The organism is Amphritea balenae (genome assembly GCF_003858655.1).
Lineage (GTDB): Bacteria > Pseudomonadota > Gammaproteobacteria > Pseudomonadales > Balneatricaceae > Amphritea > Amphritea balenae.
In genome coordinates this window covers 31,460-54,365 of record NZ_RQXV01000003.1, presented here as the reverse complement: position 1 = coordinate 54,365, position 22,906 = coordinate 31,460, and the positions used below count along the sequence as shown (strand labels likewise).

The 22,906-nt window shown below is 48.6% G+C and carries 20 protein-coding genes; 11 read left to right on the top strand and 9 right to left on the bottom strand.

The genetic code is table 11. The annotated features are described in order from the left end of the window. Positions 1–160: 160 nt before the first annotated feature. Positions 161–1,693: a peptidoglycan-binding domain-containing protein gene (locus tag EHS89_RS06855; RefSeq protein WP_124925402.1), complete on the top strand. Its 1,533-nt coding sequence runs from the start codon at positions 161–163 to the stop codon at positions 1,691–1,693. Between the two features lie 65 nt (positions 1,694–1,758). On the opposite strand, the gene EHS89_RS06850 is transcribed toward EHS89_RS06855, so the two are convergent. Further along, on the bottom strand, positions 1,759–3,354 hold the full coding sequence (locus EHS89_RS06850) for an ABC-F family ATPase (RefSeq protein WP_124925695.1): 1,596 nt from the start codon (positions 3,352–3,354) through the stop codon (positions 1,759–1,761). Between the two features lie 132 nt (positions 3,355–3,486). On the opposite strand from EHS89_RS06850, the gene EHS89_RS06845 reads away from it, so the two are divergent. Both EHS89_RS06845 and EHS89_RS06840 read left to right on the top strand, forming a co-directional pair. Beyond that, a complete protein-coding gene (locus tag EHS89_RS06845) occupies positions 3,487–3,957 on the top strand; it encodes a transcription elongation factor GreAB (RefSeq protein ID WP_124925401.1) in 471 nt (156 codons plus the stop codon). A gap of 35 nt (positions 3,958–3,992) precedes the next feature. Further along, complete coding sequence (locus tag EHS89_RS06840) at positions 3,993–4,475, top strand: FKBP-type peptidyl-prolyl cis-trans isomerase (protein ID WP_124925400.1); 483 nt, start codon at positions 3,993–3,995, stop codon at positions 4,473–4,475. A 221-nt stretch (positions 4,476–4,696) separates the two neighbouring features. On the opposite strand, the gene EHS89_RS06835 is transcribed toward EHS89_RS06840, so the two are convergent. After that, on the bottom strand, positions 4,697–6,010 hold the full coding sequence (locus EHS89_RS06835) for a dicarboxylate/amino acid:cation symporter (RefSeq protein WP_124925399.1): 1,314 nt from the start codon (positions 6,008–6,010) through the stop codon (positions 4,697–4,699). Between the two features lie 73 nt (positions 6,011–6,083). Then, entirely contained in the window at positions 6,084–7,490 is a 1,407-nt protein-coding gene (locus EHS89_RS06830; protein ID WP_124925398.1) for an aspartate ammonia-lyase, read from the bottom strand. Positions 7,491–7,869: 379 nt separating this feature from the next. Between EHS89_RS06830 and EHS89_RS06825 the strand changes: the two genes are divergently transcribed. Further along, positions 7,870–8,670, top strand: a complete 801-nt coding sequence (locus EHS89_RS06825; protein WP_124925397.1) for a TSUP family transporter — start codon at positions 7,870–7,872, stop codon at positions 8,668–8,670. A 47-nt stretch (positions 8,671–8,717) separates the two neighbouring features. Here the strand turns inward: EHS89_RS06825 and EHS89_RS06820 are convergent, their stop codons facing one another. Both EHS89_RS06820 and EHS89_RS06815 read right to left on the bottom strand, forming a co-directional pair. Continuing rightward, complete coding sequence (locus EHS89_RS06820; protein ID WP_124925694.1) at positions 8,718–10,142, bottom strand: sigma-54-dependent transcriptional regulator; 1,425 nt, start codon at positions 10,140–10,142, stop codon at positions 8,718–8,720. After that, on the bottom strand, positions 10,142–11,830 hold the full coding sequence (locus tag EHS89_RS06815) for a transporter substrate-binding domain-containing protein (RefSeq protein ID WP_124925396.1): 1,689 nt from the start codon (positions 11,828–11,830) through the stop codon (positions 10,142–10,144). Before EHS89_RS06815 ends, EHS89_RS06820 begins: the two co-directional genes overlap by 1 nt. A 641-nt stretch (positions 11,831–12,471) precedes the next feature. Here EHS89_RS06815 and EHS89_RS06810 point away from each other — a divergent pair. Beyond that, complete coding sequence (locus tag EHS89_RS06810; protein WP_124925395.1) at positions 12,472–12,759, top strand: hypothetical protein; 288 nt, start codon at positions 12,472–12,474, stop codon at positions 12,757–12,759. 213 nt (positions 12,760–12,972) lie between these two features. Here EHS89_RS06810 and EHS89_RS21570 read toward each other — a convergent pair whose 3' ends face one another. Both EHS89_RS21570 and EHS89_RS06805 read right to left on the bottom strand, forming a co-directional pair. Further along, positions 12,973–13,209 carry a U32 family peptidase gene (locus EHS89_RS21570; protein WP_373290098.1) on the bottom strand — a complete coding sequence of 79 codons (237 nt, stop codon included), beginning with the start codon at positions 13,207–13,209 and terminating at the stop codon, positions 12,973–12,975. 123 nt (positions 13,210–13,332) lie between these two features. Next, positions 13,333–13,752, bottom strand: a complete 420-nt coding sequence (locus EHS89_RS06805; RefSeq protein ID WP_124925394.1) for a DUF4399 domain-containing protein — start codon at positions 13,750–13,752, stop codon at positions 13,333–13,335. Positions 13,753–14,057: 305 nt separating this feature from the next. Here EHS89_RS06805 and EHS89_RS06800 point away from each other — a divergent pair, with 305 nt between their 5' ends. Continuing rightward, positions 14,058–16,625 carry a GcvT family protein gene (locus tag EHS89_RS06800; protein WP_124925393.1) on the top strand — a complete coding sequence of 856 codons (2,568 nt, stop codon included), beginning with the start codon at positions 14,058–14,060 and terminating at the stop codon, positions 16,623–16,625. Positions 16,626–17,103: 478 nt separating this feature from the next. Here the strand turns inward: EHS89_RS06800 and EHS89_RS06795 are convergent, their stop codons facing one another. Beyond that, positions 17,104–17,601, bottom strand: a complete 498-nt coding sequence (locus EHS89_RS06795; protein ID WP_229753704.1) for a hypothetical protein — start codon at positions 17,599–17,601, stop codon at positions 17,104–17,106. Positions 17,602–17,796: 195 nt separating this feature from the next. Here EHS89_RS06795 and EHS89_RS06790 point away from each other — a divergent pair, with 195 nt between their 5' ends. Together EHS89_RS06790 and EHS89_RS06785 are read left to right on the top strand one after the other, a co-directional pair. Beyond that, complete coding sequence (locus EHS89_RS06790; protein WP_124925392.1) at positions 17,797–19,014, top strand: bifunctional alpha/beta hydrolase/OsmC family protein; 1,218 nt, start codon at positions 17,797–17,799, stop codon at positions 19,012–19,014. Between the two features lie 68 nt (positions 19,015–19,082). Next, positions 19,083–20,033, top strand: coding sequence for a GGDEF domain-containing protein (locus EHS89_RS06785; protein WP_124925391.1), 951 nt, complete (start codon positions 19,083–19,085; stop codon positions 20,031–20,033). A 3-nt stretch (positions 20,034–20,036) separates the two neighbouring features. Here the strand turns inward: EHS89_RS06785 and EHS89_RS06780 are convergent, their stop codons facing one another. Next, positions 20,037–20,519: a MarR family winged helix-turn-helix transcriptional regulator gene (locus EHS89_RS06780; protein WP_211340301.1), complete on the bottom strand. Its 483-nt coding sequence runs from the start codon at positions 20,517–20,519 to the stop codon at positions 20,037–20,039. 245 nt (positions 20,520–20,764) lie between these two features. Between EHS89_RS06780 and EHS89_RS06775 the strand changes: the two genes are divergently transcribed. From EHS89_RS06775 to EHS89_RS06765, 3 genes are all read left to right on the top strand, one after another. Then, positions 20,765–21,313 carry a VOC family protein gene (locus EHS89_RS06775; RefSeq protein ID WP_124925390.1) on the top strand — a complete coding sequence of 183 codons (549 nt, stop codon included), beginning with the start codon at positions 20,765–20,767 and terminating at the stop codon, positions 21,311–21,313. A 285-nt stretch (positions 21,314–21,598) separates the two neighbouring features. After that, positions 21,599–22,120 carry a hypothetical protein gene (locus tag EHS89_RS06770; RefSeq protein WP_124925389.1) on the top strand — a complete coding sequence of 174 codons (522 nt, stop codon included), beginning with the start codon at positions 21,599–21,601 and terminating at the stop codon, positions 22,118–22,120. 12 nt (positions 22,121–22,132) lie between these two features. Then, positions 22,133–22,864 carry a sensor histidine kinase gene (locus EHS89_RS06765; RefSeq protein ID WP_124925388.1) on the top strand — a complete coding sequence of 244 codons (732 nt, stop codon included), beginning with the start codon at positions 22,133–22,135 and terminating at the stop codon, positions 22,862–22,864. Positions 22,865–22,906 lie beyond the last annotated feature (42 nt).

Here is a 22,906-nt window from a genome sequence, read left to right as displayed (position 1 = left end):
ATTACCTTAGTGTAGTCGATCAATTGATGAAGGAGAGGAGGGGGGATAAATAAACAGCTGACGATAGAATAATTGTTTCTCGGACAGTATTAGACTTTTTAGCCGGTTTCTGTATATTGAAAGCCTATCAAGGAAGATATCAAAGCATCAAGGAGGATGTATGCGTATTTCCCGTCGTACGACCGTACAATTATCAACATTATCAGCCGCACTATTTCTAGCCGCTTGTAGTTCGAATACCAGCCAGCCTGTTTCTCAGTTTTCAGCTGCCGAACTTGAACAACGCAATCAAACCCTGGTTGCTAAGGAAAAAGAGCTCGCTCGTCGTGAGGCGGAGCTCAATGATATGGCAATGAAAGGAGAGCAATCTTCAGATCTGCTGCTTCCCCCCGCAGCGAAGTCTGGTGAGTGTTATGCCCGGGTTTGGGTCGAACCCCAATATAAAAACTATACAAACACCGTATTAGTAAAAGAAGCGAGCGAACAGATTGAAATTATTCCTGCACGTTATGAAACGGTACAGGAAACTCTGTTAACCCAGGCTGCCAGCTATAAAATGACGCCCGTACCGGCTCAGTACGATTCAGTATCTGAACAGAAACTGGTACGGGAAGCTGAACGTGTATGGCGTATAGACCGGGATAGGAAGAGTGCGCCTGCAAGTTCAAATCTACTGGCCGCAGCAACTGATCATGGTATTGATCTGAGCCTGGCTGAGCCGGGTATGTGTTTTCATGAACATTACCTGCCTTCAACATTCGAACAGGTAAATGAATCAGTCCTCACCCGTGAAGCATATGATGAAGTGAAAGCTATTGCTGCTGAATATCGTTGGGTTGAAAAGCAAGTGTTGGTTAAAGAAGCGAGTAGCCGCCTAGAAAAGGTGCCGGCTAAGTATGAAACCATCACTGAGCAGGTCATTGATGTGCCAGCCCATACCGTGTGGAAAAAAGGTACCGGACCGATACAGAAGATCGATGCTGCCACCGGAGAGATTATGTGCCTGGTTGATGTCCCGGCGACCTATAAAACTTTGTCTAAGCGTGTGTTGGTCTCACCAGCAACGACTCGTAAGGTAGAGATACCTGCAGTCTATGAAACCGTTAAAACCCAGGAGCTGGTTTCTGAAGCGCGAGAAGAGCGTAATACCGTGCCTGCCCAGTACTCCGATGTTGCTTTGACACGCAAAACAGCAGACGCAAAATTTGTCTGGCATGAAGTGCATGACCGGACTCAGCCAACCCATACCCGTACCGGTAATAAGATCTGCCTGACTGAAATTCCTGCGAAGTATGAAACGATTAAGCGGACTGTCGTGGTTAAGAAAGCCGGTTTTGAACGGACCGAGATCCCAGCTCAATACGAGACAGTCGAAGTACGTAAACTGGTTGCCGATGCACAAGAGATGCGGACTGAAATACCGGCAGAGTACGAGACTGTTAGTCTGAGTAAACTTGAGGCAGAGGGTTTCATGGAGTGGCGCTCTATTCTTTGTGATACCAATATGACGCTGACCAATATTGCCCAGATTCAAAAAGCATTGTTAGCCGAAGGCTTTGATCCGGGTCGTATCGACGGTGTAATAGGGCTTGAAACAATGGCTGCGGTTAATGCATTTCAGGAGGCGAATGAGCTACCTGTAGATGAGTATATTAATATGCAGACGATCAGGGCGCTGAACGTTGCGCTTTAATTAACAAGTCCGACACTAAAAAAGCCAGCTTACTAAGCTGGCTTTTTTGTTTTATTTAAGGGCTATCAGCCTACAATACCTTGCTTCTTGAGGTAGTCTTCATAGCCACCCTGGAAGTCGGTGAGACCTTCTGGCTGTAGTTCGATTACACGGGTGGCCAGGGAGGATACAAACTCGCGGTCATGGCTGACGAAGATCAGTGTACCTTCGAAGTTTTCCAGCGCCAGGTTAAGGGCTTCGATGGATTCCATATCCATGTGGTTGGTCGGCTCATCCATCAGTAGGATGTTAGGCTGCTGCAGTATTAGTTTACCCAGCAACATGCGGCCTTTCTCTCCACCGGACAATACCTTAACGGACTTCTTGATATCGTTTTGCGAGAACAGCATCCGGCCAAGGGCGCCGCGAATTACTTGCTCATCGGCACCGGACTTGGTCCACTGTGCCATCCAGTCGAACAGGTTCATATCTTCAGCAAACTCGTAGGCGTGATCCTGCGCGTAGTAGCCGATGTTATGGTTTTCAGACCACTTTACTTCGCCGCTGTTAAGCTCAAGATCACCAAACAGACAACGCAGTAAGGTCGTTTTACCTATACCGTTAGGTCCGATAATGGCGATACGCTGGCCGACTTCAACCATCATGCTCAGGTCTTTAATGAGTGGCGTGCCGTCGAAGCCCTTAGTGAGACCTTCGATTTCCAGTGCCAGGCGGTGCAGTTTCTTTTCCTGATCAAAGCGGATATAGGGGCTCTGACGACTGGAAGGCTTGATATCGTTCATCTCGATCTTTTCGATCCGACGGGCACGCGATGTAGCCTGTTTCGCTTTCGAAGCATTAGCCGAGAAGCGGCTGACGAAGCTGCGTAGTTCAGCCACCTGAGCTTTTTTCTTGGCATTCTCAGCATGCAGGCGTTCCTGTAGCTGGGTCGAGGCGATCATGTAATCATCATAATTACCCGGGTAAACACGTAGCTCTCCGTAATCCAGGTCAGCCATATGGGTGCAGACTGAGTTCAGGAAGTGACGGTCGTGGGAGATGATTATCATCGTGCTGTTACGTTCGTTAAGTACCGTTTCCAACCAGCGAATGGTGTTGATATCCAGGTTGTTGGTCGGTTCGTCCAGCAGCAAAATATCCGGATCGGCAAACAGCGCCTGGGCCAGAAGTATCCGTAGCTTCCAGCCCGGGGCTATTTCGCTCATCGGGCCGAAGTGCTGCTCGATCGGAATATCCAGGCCAAGTAGTAATTCACCCGCACGGGACTCTGCGGTATAGCCGTCCAGTTCTGCAAACTGAACTTCCAGATCGGCAACTGCCATGCCTTCTTCTTCGCTCATTTCCGGCAGACCATAGATACGATCGCGCTCTTGTTTTACCTGCCAAAGCTCATTATGACCCATAATAACGGTATCGATAACGCTGAACTCTTCAAAGGCAAACTGATCCTGACGGAGTTTACCAATGCGCTCATTAGGGTCTTTACTGAAGGTACCGGATGATGCTTCAAGATCGCTACCGAGAATTTTCATCAGGGTTGATTTGCCACAGCCATTGGCGCCGATCAGGCCGTAGCGGTTACCTTCACCGAATTTAACGGAGATATTTTCGAACAGTGGCTTTGAGCCAAACTGCATTGTGATATTAGCGGTAGTAAGCACAGCGGTATCCATCAGTAAGCGTAAAAATAAGCCGCGCATTGTCCCATAAAACGGCCTGAAAGTGTGTGAAATAGTTGTTTCTTTTCCCGGGATTAATAGGGATACTGCAAAATTATTACAAGGGTTTGATTTATGAATAAAAAACAGCTGACAGACCAGATTGTAAGCCAGTTACAGGCAGACCTTGAAGTAAACATTGAAGCGGCAAATGAAGCCCGTGAAGCTGCGGTGCATGATGAAAGTGTGCCTGAAACCCAGTACGATACCCTGGGCCTTGAGGCCTCTTATCTGGCACAGGGGCAATCTAAGCGGGTTGAAGAGCTAGAGATGAATCTGGCCGACTATCGCAACATGATCATGCGTGAGTTTGACCAAAGCACAGCGCTGGGCCTGAGCGCGCTGGTTACACTAGAGAATGAGCAGGGCGAAGAGAAACACCTGTTTATTGGCCCTGCGGGTGGCGGGATTCATATTGATTTTGAATCTTATACCGTTATCGTTATTACCCCTGAAGCGCCGATTGGCGCAGCGCTGATCGGCCGTCATTGTGGCGATTCAGTTGCTTTACCCCAGGGTGAATTTGAAATCACCGCGGTGAGCTGATCACCGCTGTTGTTATATAGAATACAGGAACAGCAATGAGCGTTTGTAAAGATAAAGTAGTCCAGTTCCACTATAACCTGAGCGACGCGGAGAACAGTGTTGAAGAGACCACCCGCGGCGGCGCGCCAATGGCCTACCTGCATGGTCATAATAATATGATCAGCGGTCTGGAAGCGGCGATGGATGGCAAAGAGGTCGGCGACACTTTTTCCATCACACTGGAAGCGAAAGATGCTTATGGTGAGTTCCTGCCGAACTGCGAACAACGTATTCCGGTTAAGCACCTGCAAGGTGCTAAGAAATGGCGTAAAGGGATGGTTGGCACCGTTCACACCGAACAGGGCTTGCGTCAGGTTACCGTTGTTAAAGTGGGCAAGTTTATGGTCACCGTCGACAACAATCATCCATTAGCCGGCAAGACCCTGACCTTCGATATTGAAATCATGGGTGCCCGTGATGCTACCGCGGAAGAGATCTCCCACGGCCACGCCCATGGTGAAGGTGGGCATCAGCACTAAAACGTCGGAAGCGTTTTAGTGTCAGACCGGAATGCAAGCTTTCCTCGCCAGAGCGTTACTGCGTAGCTTGCTAGTGGCTAGAAAAATATGCCTGCACAACGGGCATTAAAAAAACCGCCAGTTGGCGGTTTTTTGCTTTTGGTCTTCGTTTTTTTAGCAACTAGCAGGAAAGCTTGCTTTCAGTTCTAGCGAGTGGCGAAGCATCGCTCTATCCACTGCTCTTAAGCAGTGCGCGTAGCGGTGATGCTGTCAGTCTCGGCTTCTGGTTCCGTTACAGGTTCATGGGCGTTATAAATAGATTCATCCAGTTCGCCTTCGGATTTACCGATCAGTACTGAGACCATCAGGTCACCAGAGACGTTAACACTGGTGCGTGCCATATCCAGGATACGGTCGATACCGGCGATGATAGCCAGGCCTTCCATCGGCAGTCCGACGGTGGTCAGTACCAGTGATAGCATGATCAGGCCAGCGCCTGGTACGCCTGCAGTACCGACAGAAGCCAGTGTTGCGGTGGCGATGATGGTCAGATAGTCGGCAGTGCTCAGATCGATACCGAACGCCTGGGCAACAAACAGGGCGGCAACACCCTGATACAGTGCGGTGCCATCCATGTTGATAGTCGCACCCAGTGGCAGCACGAAGCTGGCAGTTCCTTTAGATACACCCAGGTTTTCGCGGGCACAGCGAATGCTAACCGGCAGTGTGCCTGAGCTACTTGTAGACGAGAACGCCATCATCTGCGCGTTGATGATACCTTTCAGGTATTGCATCGGAGGCAGACCTGCGATGAAAGAGATCGCACCGGTATAAACAACCAACACGTGCAGTACGCAGCCAAGATAGACCGCGCCGATCACTTTGAACAACGGTAACAGGACATCCATACCGTACTTACCGGCAACCCAGGCCATTAGCGCGAAGATGCCGTATGGTGCGAACTTCATCACCAGCTCGGTCAGTTTGAACATCGCTTCAGCCAGACTGTTAAAGATTTTTACAGCCGGTTCGCCTTTCTCTCCGATCATGTTCAATGCGATACCCAGACCCAGGGCGAAGACGATAATCTGCAGGATTTTACCACCTGCCAGCGCTTCGATAGGATTTTTCGGAATCAGATTGATAATAGTGCTGACCAGGCTTGGCGCTTCTTTTGCGACTGCCGCAGCATTCGCATCGGCGACCATGTTCAGGCCGGCACCGGGCTCAAGCAGAGTACCCAGGCCCAAACCGATAGTGATAGCAACGGCAGTGGTCATGAGATAGATAACGATGGATTTCAGGCCCATGCGGCCCATCTTGGCGCTGTCCTGCATGGCGGTTACACCCACCACCAGAGAGCAAAATACCAATGGCACAATCAGCATCTTGATGGCGTTGATAAACAGGGTACCGATCGGTTTCAGCATCTCGGCATCCGGCCCCATGATGGCGCCGACGATGATGCCGGCAATCATGCCGATCAGGATCTTTTTCCACAGAGCAAGATTGCTCCAGAGTCCGCCCTGTTGAGCGGATGATGTTGTAATAGACATATAGTAAGCCTCTCGTGAGTTTCTCGTTGTTGTTATTTTTTAAGCTGTTGTGCGGGTTAAATAAGTGTGCGGTCTAGCGACCCGGACGAATCATGTTTTCGGGTTTTAATACTTCTTCAAGCTGCTCGGGTGAGAGCAACGCTTCTTCACGAACCAGATCGATCACACTGCGATCGCTGGCCAGCGCTGCTTTTGCAAGGCGGGTGGCGTTGTCGTAACCGATATGAGGATTGAGTGCGGTGACCACGCCGATACTGTTGTCTACTTGTGCCCGGCAGACGTCGACATTGGCGGTGATACCACTGATGCAGCGTTTTTCAAGCATCGGCATCGCCTTGCTAATCAGGCGGATAGATTCCAATACGTTGTAGGCGATCAGCGGCTCCATTGCGTTGAGTTGTAACTGACCGGCTTCGGCGGCGAAAGAGACCGCAAGGTCATTGCCCATCACCTGATAAGCCACCTGATTAACGGCTTCCGGAATCACCGGGTTGATCTTGCCGGGCATGATAGAACTGCCGGGCTGTTGTGCTGGCAGATTGATTTCGTTGAGTCCAGCCCGCGGGCCCATGCTGAGCAGGCGCAAGTCATTGGCTATTTTTGAGAGTTTGATCGCCAGGCGCTTAAGCATGCTGGAGAACAGCACGAATGCACCCATGTCCGAGCTGGCCTCGACCAGATCAGTAGCCTGAATCAGCGGATAGCCGCTGATCCGAGCGAGCTCAGAAACGGCGCGTTTACCATAGCGTTCATCGGCATTGATGCCAGTACCGATAGCGGTACCGCCGAGGTTAATTTCAGTGAGCAGTTCGGCAAGGCCGGCGATACGCTCGACATCTTCGCCAAGAGTCGTTGCCCAACTTTGGAACTCCTGACCGAGAGTCATCGGTACGGCATCTTGTAGCTGAGTGCGGCCCATCTTTATTACATCGGCGAATTCCAGTGCTTTATCAGCCAGTGTCAGCTGCAGTGAACGCAGTGCCACGACCAGATCACCGTGGCTAAGTAATATGGCCACGCGTACCGCGGTAGGGTAGGCATCGTTAGTGGACTGGGACATGTTTACGTCGTTGTTCGGGTGAAGCTGCTGATAGTCACCTTTATCATGACCCATCAGGTCCAGTGCGACGTTGGCGATCACCTCGTTGGCGTTCATATTAGTCGAGGTGCCTGCGCCGCCCTGAATCATGTCAACAACGAACTGATCGTGGTGGACGCCGTCGATAACTTGCTGGCAGGCTGTTTCAATAAGGTCGGCACGGGAATTCTCGAGATAGCCCAGTTGCTTATTGGCGCGTGCTGCGGCTTGTTTTACCATCGCAAGTGCGCGTATCAGTTGGGGAAAGTGGCTGAGTGTGACGCCACTGAGGTCAAAGTTCTGCTGGGCTCGCCAGGTCTGGATGCCATAGTAAGCTGTGGCAGGAATCTGGGCTTCACCGAGCAGGTCTTTCTCGGTGCGGGTAGCGTTCGTGTGTGTCATGGTGGCGCTGTGCTCTTGTTATTATCATTCACTATTAACAGAGCAAAACGGGTGCCAATATACTTATTTGGTTTTTAACTAGTTGATTATTAGTAATATTTTTTGTTTTTGTCTGTCTGGTTGGGCTATCTATAGCTATAACTTTGGTTATGGAAAGGAGTGGTCGAAAACCTGAATAAGTGGCTGTAAGCCAGAAAACACGGGCTGTAGGGTCGGTATAACGGCGGTTATAGCTATAACCAGGGTTATAGGGCTAGGTTTATAGGCTTAGGCTGTCGCAGAGGGGCCATATTTTGCAATATCGCTGCTTGTTTTGATTTTACTGTTAGCCACGGGTGTTCTGCTGTTAGAGTGCGGGCTATTCATCTGAGGAGTCATTATGGAACTGGATATTGCGCTTATTTTATTGCTGATGCTGACCGGACTTGCTGCCGGTTTAGTCGACGCCATTGCTGGCGGTGGCGGTATGATAACGCTGCCGGTGTTGCTGGCGACGGGTATGAGCCCGGTCGAAGCGCTGGCGACCAATAAGTTACAGGGCAGTTTCGGTACTTTTGCGGCATCAGTTTATTTCGTACGCAAGAAACTGGTCGATCTGACGCAGATGAAGCTGATGATTGGCTGTACCTTCGCCGGCGCTGTCGCCGGTACTTTGTTAGTTCAGCAGATGGATGCCAGCGTACTAGCATCAATTATGCCGTTACTGCTGGTGCTGATCGCGCTATATTTTATGTTTTCAAAGCGGATGGGTGATGAAGATCGGGAGCGTAAGATCAGTTATCCGCTGTTCGCTTTTATCTTTACCGCGGCGATCGGTTTCTATGATGGAATTTTCGGGCCGGGTACCGGCACTTTCTTTGCGCTGGCCTTTGTCACATTGCTGGGTTTCAGCATGGCGCGGGCGACGGCGCATACTAAGCTGCTGAACTTTACTTCTAATTTTGCGGCGCTTATTTTCTTTGCCATAGGTGGCGACATTATCTGGCTGGCGGGATTTATTATGGCTGCAGGTCAGCTAGTCGGTGGTCTGATCGGAGCGCGTATGGTGGTCAGTAAAGGCGTGCGATTGATCCGCCCCTTAGTGGTGATAGTGACTTTAGTTATGTCGGGTAAACTATTGTACGACCAGTATCAGCAGGGAAATCAACTGGCCGAACAGGTGTTGGGTTGGCTGTTCTGAGCAGGTCCGGTCTGATTTGGTTTTATGTGAGGTAGCCAGCTCAGATGTTAATTGTCAGGCCGGGATTTTTTCAGCCGCTTACTCAGTGCCGGTTGTGATATTCCCAGTAATCGTGCCGCCAGTGACTGATTATTATCGGCGCGGCGCAGCGCCTCTTCGACCAGCAGGCTATCCATCTGGGCCAGAGTCGGCAGCGGCCCTTCGGGGTTGAAGCTGGCCAGGCTATCGCTGGCCTGACTGAGGCTTTCCCCACCGTCCTCCTCGTTTTTTCCGATCACCTGTCGGAATACCTCCATCGAAAGCAGGTGTGAACGGTGCCGGCTGACGGCATCGAAGACTAATGCGCGCAGCTCGCGGATATTACCGGGAAAGTGGTAGTTGTTCAGCAATAGAGGCAGTTCTGGCGGATACGCCGGAACCGGTTTGTCGAGCTCGGCTGCAGCCTGGGCGAGGAAATGATCTAGCAGCAACGGCAGATCTTCTTTACGTTGGCGCAGTGGCGGAATCTGAATCTGGTGGGTGCAGAGGCGGTAATAGAGATCGCGGCGAAAACTCCCTTCGGCCTGACGCTGCTGCAACTCCTGATGGGTCGCGACTATTATCCGCGCACGGATTCGCTTGGGTCGGTCACTGCCCAGAGGGTAATACTCTCCTTCCTGCAGCAGGCGCAGTAGTTTCACCTGAGAGGCCATGCTCAGGTCGCCAATCTCATCGAGGAACAGTGTACCGTCCGCAGCCTCTTCTATTAGCCCCGCTCGGTTGCGCTCGGCACCGGTAAAGGCACCGCGCTGATGGCCAAAAAGGGTGTCGGCAAAAACATTATCATCCAGCCCTGCAACGTTGACGCTGACTAATGGGCCAGTACGGTTGCTCAACTGGTGTGCTGCCTTAGCAAGCAGCTCTTTGCCGGTACCGCTTTCACCGCAGATCAGCAGGGGCTGATTACTGGGGGCTACTGATTCCAAATACTGGAATACTGACCGCATCTGGTTGCTACGGCTGATTATCGGATCGAAAACTTCCGGGCTTTCCAGGCTGTTATTGAGAATTCGTTGCCCCAGAGCCTGGTTTTCCCGACGCATCTCTTGCATCCGGATAGCGCGTTTAATCCCCTCTATCAGGCGGCCCTCTTCGGTTGTTTTAACGAAATAATCGAAGGCTCCCTGTTGCAGGCATTGGACTGCGGACTCAACCTGGTTAAGGCCACTGATTATGATTACCGCGATATCGGGATGCTGCTCGGTAATCATCGCCAATAGCTCCTGACCAGAAATATGCGGCATCGTGAGATCCAGCAATATCAGGCCTATCGCCCGATTTTGCAAAATGCCCATCACTTCGCGGCTGTCGTCGCAGCGATGGACATGGGTGATGCCGCCACTGCGTGCAAGCGTAATGCTCAGGCTGCGCAGGAATGAGGCTTCATCGTCAACCAGCAACACGCCGAACTCAGGATATAAGGACTGGTTTATCATAAATTCTCTCCGCTGACAGGCAGCGTCAGTGTGACTGTAGTGCCCCGTTTTTCTTCTGACTCAAATTTCAGCTGGCCCCCGTGGGCCTGCACGATACCGCTGGAAACCGATAATCCAAGCCCGGTACCGCCTTGCTCCCGCCGGGTGGTGAAGAATGGGTCGAGCAGGCGGGTCAGGTTCCTGGCCTCGATACCGCAGCCCTCATCGACGATTTGCAGGCAGATCTGTTGGCTTTCAGCTTGCCGAAAGGTGCGTACCTTAATGGCACTGTTACGATCATTCAATGCCTGGCAGGCATTCAAAATCAGGTTGATAATCACCTGCTCTATGCGCTGGGCGTTCCCGTCCACCGAAGGCAGTGAACTGCTGTAGCTGACCGAGAAATGGTCAGTACTGCTATTGATCGAGTTTTCTGCCAGACGCACCGCGGTGGCGACAACGTCGTTCAGGTCAAATGGCTCGCTGAAATCATCGCTTTCCTGGCGGGAAAAATCTTTAAGATCGTTGACGATTCGTTTGATCCGGTGGGCACCGTCATTCATGTCGGTGAGCAGGGCGGGAATCTCATCGCGCATTTGTGAATAGGCGAGTCCGCCCAGTAAAAAGTCGCCTTGCTGCTCGTAGCGTTGCTCCAGTATATCTTCGCAGTCCTGCCAGGCTTCACGGATAATGGGCAGATTGAGCAGTAGCAGCCCGGTAGGATTGTTGATCTCATGGGCCACACCGGATACCAGAATACCCAGCGAGGTCATCTTATCGGCCTGAATCAGTTGTTGCTGTTGGATATGCAGCTCTGCAGTACGTTTATCCACCTGGCGGCGCAGCATGCGGTTCCAGATCACCGTACCGCCGAGGATCAGTAGTAACAGCGCGGAGAGAATAGCCGCGGTTTTGCCATACTGTTTCCAGGGCAGACCTTGTTCCTGCAGAGGTCCAAGCCATTTATTGTAAATTTGTTGCTGGCGACCGGTATTAATCAAAATCGCCAGTCCCTCGCTGAACTGTGCCAGCAAAGCATCATTGCCTTTAAGTACAGCGTAACCGTATTGCTGGGCCTGAAAAGGCTTACCCACAGGCACAATATTAGAAAGCCCCAGTTCCTGACCCAGATATAAACCGGGCAGATTAGCGACTAGCGCGTAATCGTGCTTACCCGCTGCCAGCTGGCGTAGCGCATCGGCATGGGTTTCAACAGTGATCAGCTTTGCCCCGACATCATTTTGCAATAAGTAGTCATGCATAATGCCGTTTTTTTGTACCACTACCTCTTTATTCCTTAGTTGTTCCAGCGAGGTGGCGCGGGGCTCACCGCGACGAGCAAATATAGATTGGTGAACAATCGCGTGGGGCGGGCTGAAATCGAAAGCCTGTCTGCGTTCGGGTGAGTTGACCATGCCTTGTAGTGCATCCAGCTGACCATTTTGTAACGCTTTACGAACCCCTGCCCAGTCGGAAAACCGGAACTCAACCGTCATGCCCATCACTTCCGCTATGGCCAACGTCAGTTCAACGTTATAACCGGTAGGTTGACCCTTATCATCAAGAAACTCATAGGGCGGATAATTGTAGTCACCGCCGATCAGCACGGTATGGTTTTGTTCAGGTGATGCGGCATAAACAGGTATATAAAATGAGCCCAACCAAAAGAGCAAAGTCAGTATGAAATGATTTTTAAATAAAGACATAAATACCAGCAGGAGGTTATTTATCCTGATCATAGCTTTGATTAATGGTAGTCGCCAGAGTGGTGAGGCCGAACCGCTGAAATGCAGTGACAAGATCGGAAAACAAGTTTTCCTCCCAGAATGTTACAGCGTAATTTGTTAGTGGTTTACAGTTAGTCGCTAGAAAAAATCTTGCTCAGGGCCCCTTTGTACACTTGAGCTCCTTATTTCGATATTACTTATTAATTGAACAAATATGGCTAAGTCTGTCACTGGTATAACTCAAAGTAATTTTGAAGTATCAGATAGATACCTTCCCCTGGCCGGAAATATTACGGCAGCAAAACGCACTCGCAGATAATTAAACCTGTTACAGGCCTTATGAGGTTGAGATGTTATTCTTTAAGAGTAAGTGCGGAGTGAATTCTTTTAATCTACTCTGCCCCATTAATATTGTGTGATCTTTATTACTCGACAACACCATAACCATCTCGCAGCGCCTAAATGATCATTTGGGCACTATAGTTCCTTTTTTCCCAAAACATCATTGGGAATGTGATAAATTATTTATCTATGCATTATAATTCACTTTTCAGACTTGGTAGAATTGAACAACGAATCATATCTGAAAGTTATTACTAACCACTATGTGGAGACACTAGATGATGGAAACACAATTCGACTTTAATCCGGGAGATATCATAGAACAGGCCGGTGAGTGTTATCAGGTATTGGAAAACCTTGGTGATCGGGGGGTGGTCCGAAACTTTCCTTCAGAAGAAGATACTGGCTTCGAATTGGAATGGATGGTTGATGGTGCAAGTGCTCGTTATATTGGGCAAGCTAGCCTACCAGCTCCCAGTCCATGCTCAACTGGCGGAAGCTGCCCCACCTATGAGATCAAGCCCAAGTCTGTAGATGATAAAAATATTATCGCCAGACAGTTATAAATCTATTTTGAAAGTACAGTATTAACAATATAGTTACGAGCTCGAGTAATGATTATTGTTGGACATTGTCACAGGAATTTCGGAATTTAACATGTAGCCGCAGTGCAATAGCTCTGGCTACTTCGTAAACTCTGAGCAGATTCCAGTAACTGAGCAGGATCACTTCCTACCGTTACCGAAAACCCTCAGTCGAACCGATACCAGCAGCCACTGTTAGTGGCACGGGTGATTATGGGAAAGCTCGGCTATCTCATTTTCACTCATACTCAAACTATCTGTACGTTGATAGTTATAATTATCCAGGCAAATGGCTGGTCGATTCACAGGTTTACTGCCTCTTAGCTGAGAAATCTCTTTTAAGGTCATTTCCCTTGACAGAATAAGCGGTGTGGCTCTCCGCTCTTGGTAAAACATAGCTGTTTGAGCATTTCTGCAGTAACTCCGATGAATTCCAAACTCAAGAATGAGATGGGGAGACCATCAATGGTTGAAATGCAGCGATGCCTAATTTAGATGGCAGTGACTGGTAGCAAGAAATCTTAAAGGAGGCGTTGCCTCCTTTTTTAGGGTTGCTTACTTTACGGTGATAGTGATCTTGTCTGACACTATCGGAGGATTATGGGGCAGGTGTCCCTTGTCCCCCAGAATGAGCTGCAGGGTATGGCTCCCCGGTGTCAGCATCAGGGTGGTTTCGGTCTGCCCACCGCCGAAATGCGTCACATTTTTACCCAGTACCTGATTCATATCGGGTAGCGCTTTGCCGTCAACCAACAGATGATGATGGCCGGTATTGGCTTTGTCCGTTCCTGCGGGGGCAACCCCCATCCCTGAGAGACCAAATTTAACGCTGAAACTTGTTGCTACGACAGCGCCGTCAGTCGGAGAGATAAAGTAGACCTTTGCGCCCTCCGGTGAACTGGTTTGATGATGCTCTGCGATGGCGCTTGTACAGACTATTGCTGCAAGACCTGCTGTTAGAAGTGCCTTAATCATATCTATACTCCTTTATTATCGATAAGCAGTCCTGTTGATGTGTCTATAAAACAGGTCAGGAATACAGATTGAACATCTTTCCCGACAAGTATCAGCATAGTGCACCGCAGTGAAAGGTGGCTGTAAAAACAGAGCAGCCGTAGTCTGTCATCCTTCTTTGATAAAGATCAGGGTTTATTTCTGCAGCGATAATATTGTCGTGGATTTTTCAGGATAAGTGCTATTCTCAGGTATTAATTCATCGGTCTAAGGCAGGTGCTATAAAGCCCAAAGCGCCCAGGTTTCAGGGAAAATGGAGAATTCAAATGGCTAAGTTTCCAGAGCAAGCGAAGGTGGTGATTATTGGTTTAGGCGGTATCGCCGGTTCATCCGTTGCGCATCATCTTATCGAACGTGGCTGGGACGATATTGTTGGTATCGATAAATCTGCTATCCCTACCGATATTGGTTCTACCTCCCATGCTTCCGATTTCTGCTTCAATACTATGCATGACCAGATGACCATTTTTACCACTAAGTACAGTATCGACTTCTTTGAAAAGATGGGGCGCTACGAACGGATCGGGGGACTTGAAGTTGCCCGCGTTGGCGACGATGAACGGATGAATGAACTGAAACGCAGGGTGTCTTCCGGTAAAGCCTTTGGTAACCGGGTAAGAATGATCAGCAGCGCCGAAGCTAAAGAGAAGTTCCCGTTACTTGAAGAAAGTAGCATTCAGGGGGCTTTGTGGGATCCGGATGCCGGCCTTGTTGTCCCCCGTTCGCAGACGGTAGCCGGGGAGTTGGTTGATCAGGCGGTAGCCTCCGGAAAACTACAGGCTTTTGCTAATGTAAGCTGCACAGGCTTAAAAATTGAAGAAGGGCAAATCAGAGGTGTAGAGACTACCCGAGGCTTTATCGCAGCCGATTATGTGGTGGTCAGTGCGGGCCTCTGGGGGCGCCTGATAGCCGAGATGGCAGGGGAAGACCTGCCGATTATGCCGGTTGATCATCCGCTGACCTTCTTCAAACCTTTTAATGAGTTTGCCGGCACTAAAAAGGAGATCGGCTATCCGTTGTTACGGGATCAGGGCAATTCTGCTTACCTGCGTGATACCGGTGATCCGAAAACTGCGGAGGGTGGTCAGATCGAATGGGGTTACTACGAAGAACAAGAGCCCCGTTTATGTCATCCCCGGGATATTCTTGAAAAAGAGGACGCCAGACTCTCACCTTCTCAGCGTGACCTGGAACTGGAAGAGGTTATTGATCCACTGGAGCGTGCTATTGAACTGACACCGATTCTAGGTGAACTGGGCTACGATGAGAAATACTCCTTTAACGGCCTGTTGCAGGTATCCACCGATGGTGGTCCTACTATTGGAGAATCTGCTAATGTACGTGGTCTCTGGTATGCGGAATCAGTCTGGATTAAAGATGGCCCGGGAATCGGTAAGGTATTAGCTGACTGGATGACCGATGGCATCACCGACTACGATCACTCCTCTATTGATATTGCCCGCTTTTATCCCTTCCAGCAGGATGAGCAATATATCTATGATCGCTGTTCTGAAACGGCCCGTAAGATTTATAACCCGCCGGTACATAATCGGGAACCATTCAGTTTAGGTCGTGACCTGCATCGCAGCCCTTTCTGGGAACGTGAGCAAGCGTTAGGTGGCTACTTTATGGAGGCCGCAGGCTGGGAGAGAGCTCACGGTTACGCTAGTAATGAGCACCTGTTGGAAGAGTATGGCGATCGTATTCCTGTTCGTGAGAACGAATGGGACAACCGACATTTCTGGCGCGTATCTAACGCCGAGCATCTGAAACTGTCAGAAGATGTCGGTATGGTTAACCTTTGTCACTTTGCCATTTATGATGTCTCTGGTGTCGATGCGGCGGCACTGATGGAATATACCTGTGTTGCGAAGGTGGCCGGTGATACCCCTGTAGGTAAGGGGGTATACACCCACTTCCTCGATAGTAACGCCGGGGTGCGTGCCGACCTGACGGTACTGCGTTTGGGTGAGGATCATTTCCGGGTTATCGATGGCGGTGACGCGGGCAACCGCGACTTTGTCTGGTTGAAAAGGCTTGCGCAGGACAAAGGTTTTACCCGGGTCAGTATTGAAGATCGTCGCACCGATTTTGGCTGTATCGGCCTATGGGGGCCTAACGCCCGGACTACTTTGCAAAAGTTGGTTGATGATCCGGTACAGCTGAATCACGAAAACTTTCCTTTCACCGGGGTTAAAGATATCAAGGTGAATGGCGTTGCTGTTTCGGCTTTCCGTATCTCTTATGTTGGTGAGCAGGGCTGGGAGCTGCATTTCCGTCTGGAGGATGGTCTGGCCCTGTGGGATGCCCTCTATGCACAGGGAGTTACTCCAATAGGCATCGAGACTTACGCCAACAGCCGTCGTTTGGAAAAGAGTCTGCGACTCCAGAATGCTGATCTGTTGACCGAGTACAACCTGCTGGAAGCAGGTCTGGAGCGTAAGTTGGTTAAAGCGGCAGATTTTCATGGTAAAGAGGCTTATCTGGCGATCCGTGAAAGGGCGCATCAGCCTGCTTATCTTTGTACCTTGACGATGGTCGACAATACCGATGCTGAAGGTGTCAAGCGTTATCCGGTAGGCATCTGCCCGATAATGGATCCTTCTACCGGCGAAACACTGATAGATAGTCAGGGGCGCCGTTCCTACACTAGTAGTATCGCCTACGGCCCAAGTGTCGGTATGAATATCGCGCTGGGTTATCTGCCGTATGAATACTGTCAGGTAGGCCGGGAGCTACAGATTGATTACTTTGATGAAACTTACAAAGTAGTAGTGGCAACAATCGGTTGTGTAGGGCTTTATGATCCGGAGAATGTTAAGCAAAAGTCATAAAGTCAGCCGCCAGAGCGTCGCTTAATAAGTTGCTGGAAAGCAGATGGATTCTGGTTAGTAGAGAACGCAGGTTCGATTGCTAGCCGAGTGAAAAAAGGAGACTTCGGGTCTCCTTTTACGTTTCAGGGAATAGGGTTTGATGTGCGTCTTCTGAGCCTGCTAACAGACTTAAGCCGATCGGGGAGGGCGTACCGCAGGCGCGGGCGTTGAATGACCTGGCTATCTCTGAAGCTGCGGGAGCGAAATAGATTTTTACCTCGCAATGCAATCGTCCATCCGCTTCATGCCGGATAAAAGCTGCAAATGAGCTTGGTGTGTCATCCATCCTATAGACGCTTGCTAACCTGTCCCGGACCTTATCTTCCCGATCTCCGGCGAGCATTGCATCGCCGAGATTTAGTACAAACCAACTCAAATTAAATACCTCGTTAGCAGGGGGCTGGGGTTAGACTACCGGCTAAGTATGTATACGTTAGGTTTAAAAAGCATAACCATGGGCACCCATAACAGCCCCAAACACTGCAATCATGCTCAATGTCAGTAAGATACGATGCATTCTTTGGATCTTGCGGAATGTTTTTTCACTATTAATGGTTGCCTGATGATGGAACCAGCGATGTAGGAAAAGAGGCTCCAGTACAAATAGTACTAAAGTGAATACAGCCCAGATAAAGGTCATCAGGTGCATCCACCAGAACTGCAGGTGCTGGTATCGGTCCCAGGCATCCAGGTAATCCAACATATAAAGCCCGGACAGGCCGGTAATCAGGGTCACGATACGGGCTTGTATAGCAAACCGGCCTTCCAGTTGTTCAAACAGTTCAAGCCGTTTTTCTGGTTCTGTCATTTCCCGTATGGCAGGAAGCAGGACAAGGGTTACAAAGGCGACGCCACCTATCCATAGCACTACCCCGCTAATATGAACGGCCCGGGCCATAATAAACAGATCGAAACTTTCCATGAGGGTGTTATCCATAAGGGCGTGGTCCATGAGAGAGCTATTGTTCTTTAATGGCAATAATTCTATCTGATAGAGATGGCTGAAAGTTTGCATTTGGTCAATTTAAAACGCTGCTGATATATCTTCTCAATCTTTCCAATAGATAAAAATAAATAGCCGAATAGCTTTACCTGCTTAATACTCAAAGGACATATCAATAGGAGCAACAGTATGAAAACCGAGCGTCTTGAGTTTACCGGGCATGATGGGTCGACACTGGCAGCAAGGCTGGATCTGCCGGTAGGTAAGCCTGCCGCCTATGCCCTGTTTGCGCACTGTTTTACCTGCTCTAAGGATATCCCTGCCGCCCGTCGAATTGCTCAGCGGTTAGCGTCTATGGGTATTGCGGTACTAAGGTTTGATTTTACCGGGCTGGGCCACTCCGGTGGTGAATTTGCAAATACGGGCTTTAGTTCTAATGTTCAGGATCTGCTGTTGGCAGTTGATTATCTGCGTCAGCATTATGATGCGCCACAGTTACTGATTGGTCATTCTCTGGGAGGTGCCGCTGTTCTGGCTGCTGCACCGGAGGTTGCAGAGGCTAAAGCAGTTGTTTCTATCGGAGCGCCAGCTGATCCTCAACATGTAGTGCATAATTTTTCCGAGCAATTGAGTGAAATCTGCGCTGATGGTCAGGCTGAGGTGTTGCTGGCGGGTCGGACCTTTACCATCAAGCGTCAGTTTATTGATGATATTTCCAAGGTGTCGCTGGAACAAAAAGTCGCAGGCTTACGTAAAGCATTATTAGTGATGCATGCGCCACTGGATGAAACAGTTTCGTTAGATAATGCAGCACAGTTATTCGTTATGGCAAAACACCCAAAAAGCTTCATTACGTTGGATTCCGCCGACCATCTGTTGAGCAGGGCAGAAGATGCAGAGTATGCGGCTGAGATGATTAGTACCTGGGCCCAACGCTATATTGATATCAGTCTGTTGCCAAAACTGATGGATAGTCCAGAAGGCATGACTCGGGTGAGTGAAGCGGATGCGGATAGTTTTACGCAGGACATTAGTGCTGACGGGCACCATCTGGTAGCGGACGAACCCGCCGACTATGGCGGTCATTATTTGGGGCCGACACCTTATCAACTGGTTGCAGCAGGATTAGGAGCCTGTACCTCAATGACCATACGGATGTATGCGCGGCAGAAGAAAATCCCACTGGAACATGTTCAGGTCGATATTAGTCACAACAAGGTTCATGCACAGGATTGTGCCAGCTGTGATCAGAGTAATGGCAAAGTTGACCGGTTTGAACGCCATATCACTCTGACCGGAAAGCTTACACCAGAGCAGCAGCAACGGTTACTTGAAATTGCTGACCGCTGTCCGGTCCACCGTACGTTAGAGAGTGACATTGAGATCAAGACTTATCTGGATGTCTAAGTAAAAGGATGGGCTTTCTCAGGTAGAATAGCTGCGAGACTTGTACAACATTAATCAAGGGCTACAGATTGAGTAACGAAGATTTAGACAGCTTTTACACTTTTCTGGATCACCTTCCTATAGCAACGTTGGTGATCTGGTTTGAGCAACCTGAGTCTGGCGATCTTAATGCTCAGAAGATCCAGCATGTAAATTTAAAATATCTGAATACGATCGGTTATCCGTTATCGGCGACACCTGACTCTGCTTGTTGGATGGATCTGGCTTATCCTGAGCCGGAGTATCGGCAGCAGATCATGGAGAAGTGGCAGGCTGACTCGGCAAAAGCGATGCAGCGTAATGAAGTAACGGCAAAGGAAGTTGTTAGAATTCGGTGCTTTGATGGTCGGGAGCGGGTTTTCGAGGTATTCAGCGAAGTAAGAAGCACTATTCGTCCCAACTATTACATCATCTCTTTTATTGATATTACTGATATGACGACTGAGTTAGAAGGTTTAAAACGTCAGTCAATTATGGACCAGCTGACCGGTACCTATAATCAGCATTACCTGTTACAGCGAGCTAATCAGGAGATCGATCGGGCGCTGAGTACCGGTTCTGGTTTCTCGGTGATGATGGCTGATCTGGATTTTTTTAAGATGGTCAATGACCGGTATGGTCATCAGTGTGGTGATTACGTGTTGTTAACAACAGCTGAGATTTTCCGGAAGGTACTGGGTAATCTGGATTGCCTGGCGCGCTGGAATGGCTCTGATTTTGTCATTCTGATGCGTGAAGAAAACCCAGAAATCGCCCGTAAAATTATTCAGCGGGCCTGGCAAAGCCTGAGAGCACATAGTTTTGAGTGGCAGAGTCATAGTTTTGCGATGACTATTACTGTGGGTATCACGGCTTTTCAGGTGGGGGATGTGGCGGATAGCCTGCTTGAGCGCGCTGACTATGCCCTGCAAAGGGGTAAGCAGGTCGGCGGAGATATTATTTTTATTGAAACAGGGGCGGGTATTAACAGCACAGTATAGCGATTAGCCACACTGCTGAAGTTCCTTCGCTTTATTCTGAACCTTATCCATCAGGAAGAACAGCTGTTGCTGTTCTTCATCGCTCAGGTCTGAAAGGATAAATGCTTCCCGGGCGAGTGCCAAAGGAACTATCTGTCGGTATATATTCAAACCTTTATCGGTAAGGCTGAGTTTTGTATAACGCCGGTCATCAGGATCTTCTTGTTGGTTAATAAGCTCTGCCTTTTTTAATCCGGAAATTGCCCGGCTTACCTGCATCTTCTCAAGACTACTGTGCGCAGCAATCTCTTTAGCTGACATTGAATGGTTACTGCCCAGCGCTGCCATAATACGCCACTCTTGCCGGGTCATTTTAAAGCGTCCGGTATACAGCTGAGCAACAGCCTGACTGACCGACATTTCAAGTGTTGAAAGCCGGTATGGAAAGAACTGGCTGAGATTAAGTTGTGGCTCTGCCGCAGTGGCAGCTGGCTTTTTTTCGGTCACAGGAATTGATCTCTGAAACAGTAAAATATAAAGGTATCTTATACGGCAATTATAGAATAAGACAATTTCCAGTTACTAAAAAATAGCTTTTATTAAGCATAAATTCTTATAAAACAATAATTTATAGTGATTATGTTGATCTTTGACAATAGTAACGTCTGTTACTAATATTGTCCTATGCAAACCCTGTAGTGATTACCTGGTTTTACACAATCCTAATAAGAATATTAATAAGAGGCTTAGTAATGATTCAACTTTCCCAGATCCACCATGTTGCATACCGGTGTAACGACGCGAAAGAGACGGTTGAGTTTTACCAGGAGATGCTGAACATGGATTTTTTGGTAGCGATTGCCGAAGATCGTGTCCCTTCGACTAAAGAGCCTGACCCTTATATGCATCTGTTCCTGGATGCCGGTAATGGTAACATTCTGGCGTTTTTTGAATTGCCGACTAAAGAAAAAATGGATCGAGATCGTAATACGCCAGAGTGGGTGCAACATATTGCGTTCCAGATCGATGGTGGCGAAGAAGCACTGTTGGCGGCTAAGGCCGAACTGGAATCTAAAGGCCTGAATGTTGTAGGGCCAACCGAGCACGGCATTATCCGGTCGATCTATTTCTTTGATCCTAACGGCCATCGCCTTGAACTGACTATCGTAAAAGGTACCGCAGAACAGATGAAACAATTGAAAGCCGTTGCTCCGGCAATGCTGGAAGAGTGGTCAGTGACTAAAAAGGCACCGAAACATGCAGCATGGTTGCATGAAGAGGAGTTTAGCGGTCTGGATTGATCAATAAAGTCTGGCTATGTCATTAAGAAAACGGAGGCTGTGGCCTCCGTTTTTGTGTGTCTTTCTATTGTTGATATTCTTATCTATCAGAAAAGCTTTATATTCGTAACTACTTAATATGCAATATAAAACGGCCGTTTAGCTTAGTTTAATAATATTTAAAGTAAATCTTTCATTTTGGGTAATCTAAATTGGTATTTTTGATCATTGTGAAATAACGTTAATAGCTATAAATAAGCTTTGTAATTTGGCTTAGCATAATAAAAGTTATTATAGGGGATGTTAATGACTATCAAAGAGTTGCCTGATATTGAGAAACTTAAAATTGGAATCGTTGAAGAGTTGCACAACGCATCTTCGTTTAAGAGTTTCAGAAGTTTTGAAGTAGCCCGTCTGATGGATTACTGGGTCACCGGGCAAAAACAAGCTCGTGTTAAAACATATGATGATTTCATTCAGCAATTCAATGATGAGCAATTGTTGAATCTGATGATTTATCGACGGGAAGGTGAAGATGGCTTATTCATTATGTATATGGGGAGTGAGTGCCAGCGTTGCCTGAATTTTGAGGGGCATAACAAACCTTTTGAAGAAGGAATGCCGCCGCAAAACCAGGAAGCCGTAAAGCGTTTGGTACTTCACGCTATGGACACCGGTGTACCCACTTATACGATTAAGACACTGAAATGGAACAATGATGCTTCAATTTTATATGAGGCTCTTTTCTTGCCCGTGTTAGCTGAGCCTGGAGACCAACGGGCTGATTACCTGTTTTGTCCAATGTCATTTGAGCATTTGTCAGATTAGACGGAGCGATTGATGGAGAACCGGTTTGAAAGCTTGCAGTTGCTGGTGTCTGGTGCTGCTCATGAAATGAGAACGCCTCTGGGGGTTTGTCAGTCTTCGCTTTCTGTTGTGACGGAAAGGCTGGAAAAGACTGAGCAGAAGTTTCTTGAAAAGTCGCTCAGCGAAGAGGATGCGCTTCAGGCTTTTCGTTTAAATAAGCGCTACCTGAAAATAATTGAGCAGAACCTGAAGAAGGCTATGGATTTAACCGATCAGCTCAAAGAATTTGCTTTTATCGATTCTGATTGGGTCGATCAGGAGGTCTCAGAGTCAGTCGCTTCAGCAATCAGGCCGTTTCAGGAAGAACTCTCAGGTAACGATATCAACGTTAAGGTAAATATTGAGCAGTCACCCTTGAGCGTAAATCTGCCGAAGGCTACCCTGGAACAGATTGTTTCAAATTTTATAAAAAATTCACTTATGTACGGCTTCGCAGAGTCGTCATCCGGCAATATAACAATCGATATCGATCGTGGTGCAAGTTGGTTAAGCCTTGTCTATACAGATGATGGTTGTGGAATCGATGATGATATCAGGCCCTATATTTTTGAGCCATTTTTTACGACGGGTCGAAATAAAGGCGGGGCCGGTTTAGGGCTTTCCATCGTGTATGCCATTGTTGTGAAGTCTATTGCCGGTAGTATCGAATTAGACACGGACCACCGGACCGGCTGTCGGTTTATTGTGACTCTACCGCTTTTTTGAACTGTCCTGCAGAGGCTTTTAAGGTATTTAACAAAGGAGCAT

Coding starts and splice junctions, on each gene's coding strand:
- EHS89_RS06810 (WP_124925395.1), top strand. CDS start 12,472: ATGATGGAAACACAATTCGACTTTAATCCGGGAGATATCATAGAACAG.
- EHS89_RS06800 (WP_124925393.1), top strand. CDS start 14,058: ATGGCTAAGTTTCCAGAGCAAGCGAAGGTGGTGATTATTGGTTTAGGC.
- EHS89_RS06835 (WP_124925399.1), bottom strand. CDS start 6,010: ATGTCTATTACAACATCATCCGCTCAACAGGGCGGACTCTGGAGCAAT.
- EHS89_RS06770 (WP_124925389.1), top strand. CDS start 21,599: ATGACTATCAAAGAGTTGCCTGATATTGAGAAACTTAAAATTGGAATC.
- EHS89_RS06805 (WP_124925394.1), bottom strand. CDS start 13,752: ATGATTAAGGCACTTCTAACAGCAGGTCTTGCAGCAATAGTCTGTACA.
- EHS89_RS06790 (WP_124925392.1), top strand. CDS start 17,797: ATGAAAACCGAGCGTCTTGAGTTTACCGGGCATGATGGGTCGACACTG.
- EHS89_RS06855 (WP_124925402.1), top strand. CDS start 161: ATGCGTATTTCCCGTCGTACGACCGTACAATTATCAACATTATCAGCC.
- EHS89_RS06825 (WP_124925397.1), top strand. CDS start 7,870: ATGGAACTGGATATTGCGCTTATTTTATTGCTGATGCTGACCGGACTT.
- EHS89_RS06815 (WP_124925396.1), bottom strand. CDS start 11,830: ATGTCTTTATTTAAAAATCATTTCATACTGACTTTGCTCTTTTGGTTG.
- EHS89_RS06830 (WP_124925398.1), bottom strand. CDS start 7,490: ATGACACACACGAACGCTACCCGCACCGAGAAAGACCTGCTCGGTGAA.
- EHS89_RS06840 (WP_124925400.1), top strand. CDS start 3,993: ATGAGCGTTTGTAAAGATAAAGTAGTCCAGTTCCACTATAACCTGAGC.
- EHS89_RS06765 (WP_124925388.1), top strand. CDS start 22,133: ATGGAGAACCGGTTTGAAAGCTTGCAGTTGCTGGTGTCTGGTGCTGCT.
- EHS89_RS06775 (WP_124925390.1), top strand. CDS start 20,765: ATGATTCAACTTTCCCAGATCCACCATGTTGCATACCGGTGTAACGAC.
- EHS89_RS06845 (WP_124925401.1), top strand. CDS start 3,487: ATGAATAAAAAACAGCTGACAGACCAGATTGTAAGCCAGTTACAGGCA.
- EHS89_RS06795 (WP_229753704.1), bottom strand. CDS start 17,601: ATGGATAACACCCTCATGGAAAGTTTCGATCTGTTTATTATGGCCCGG.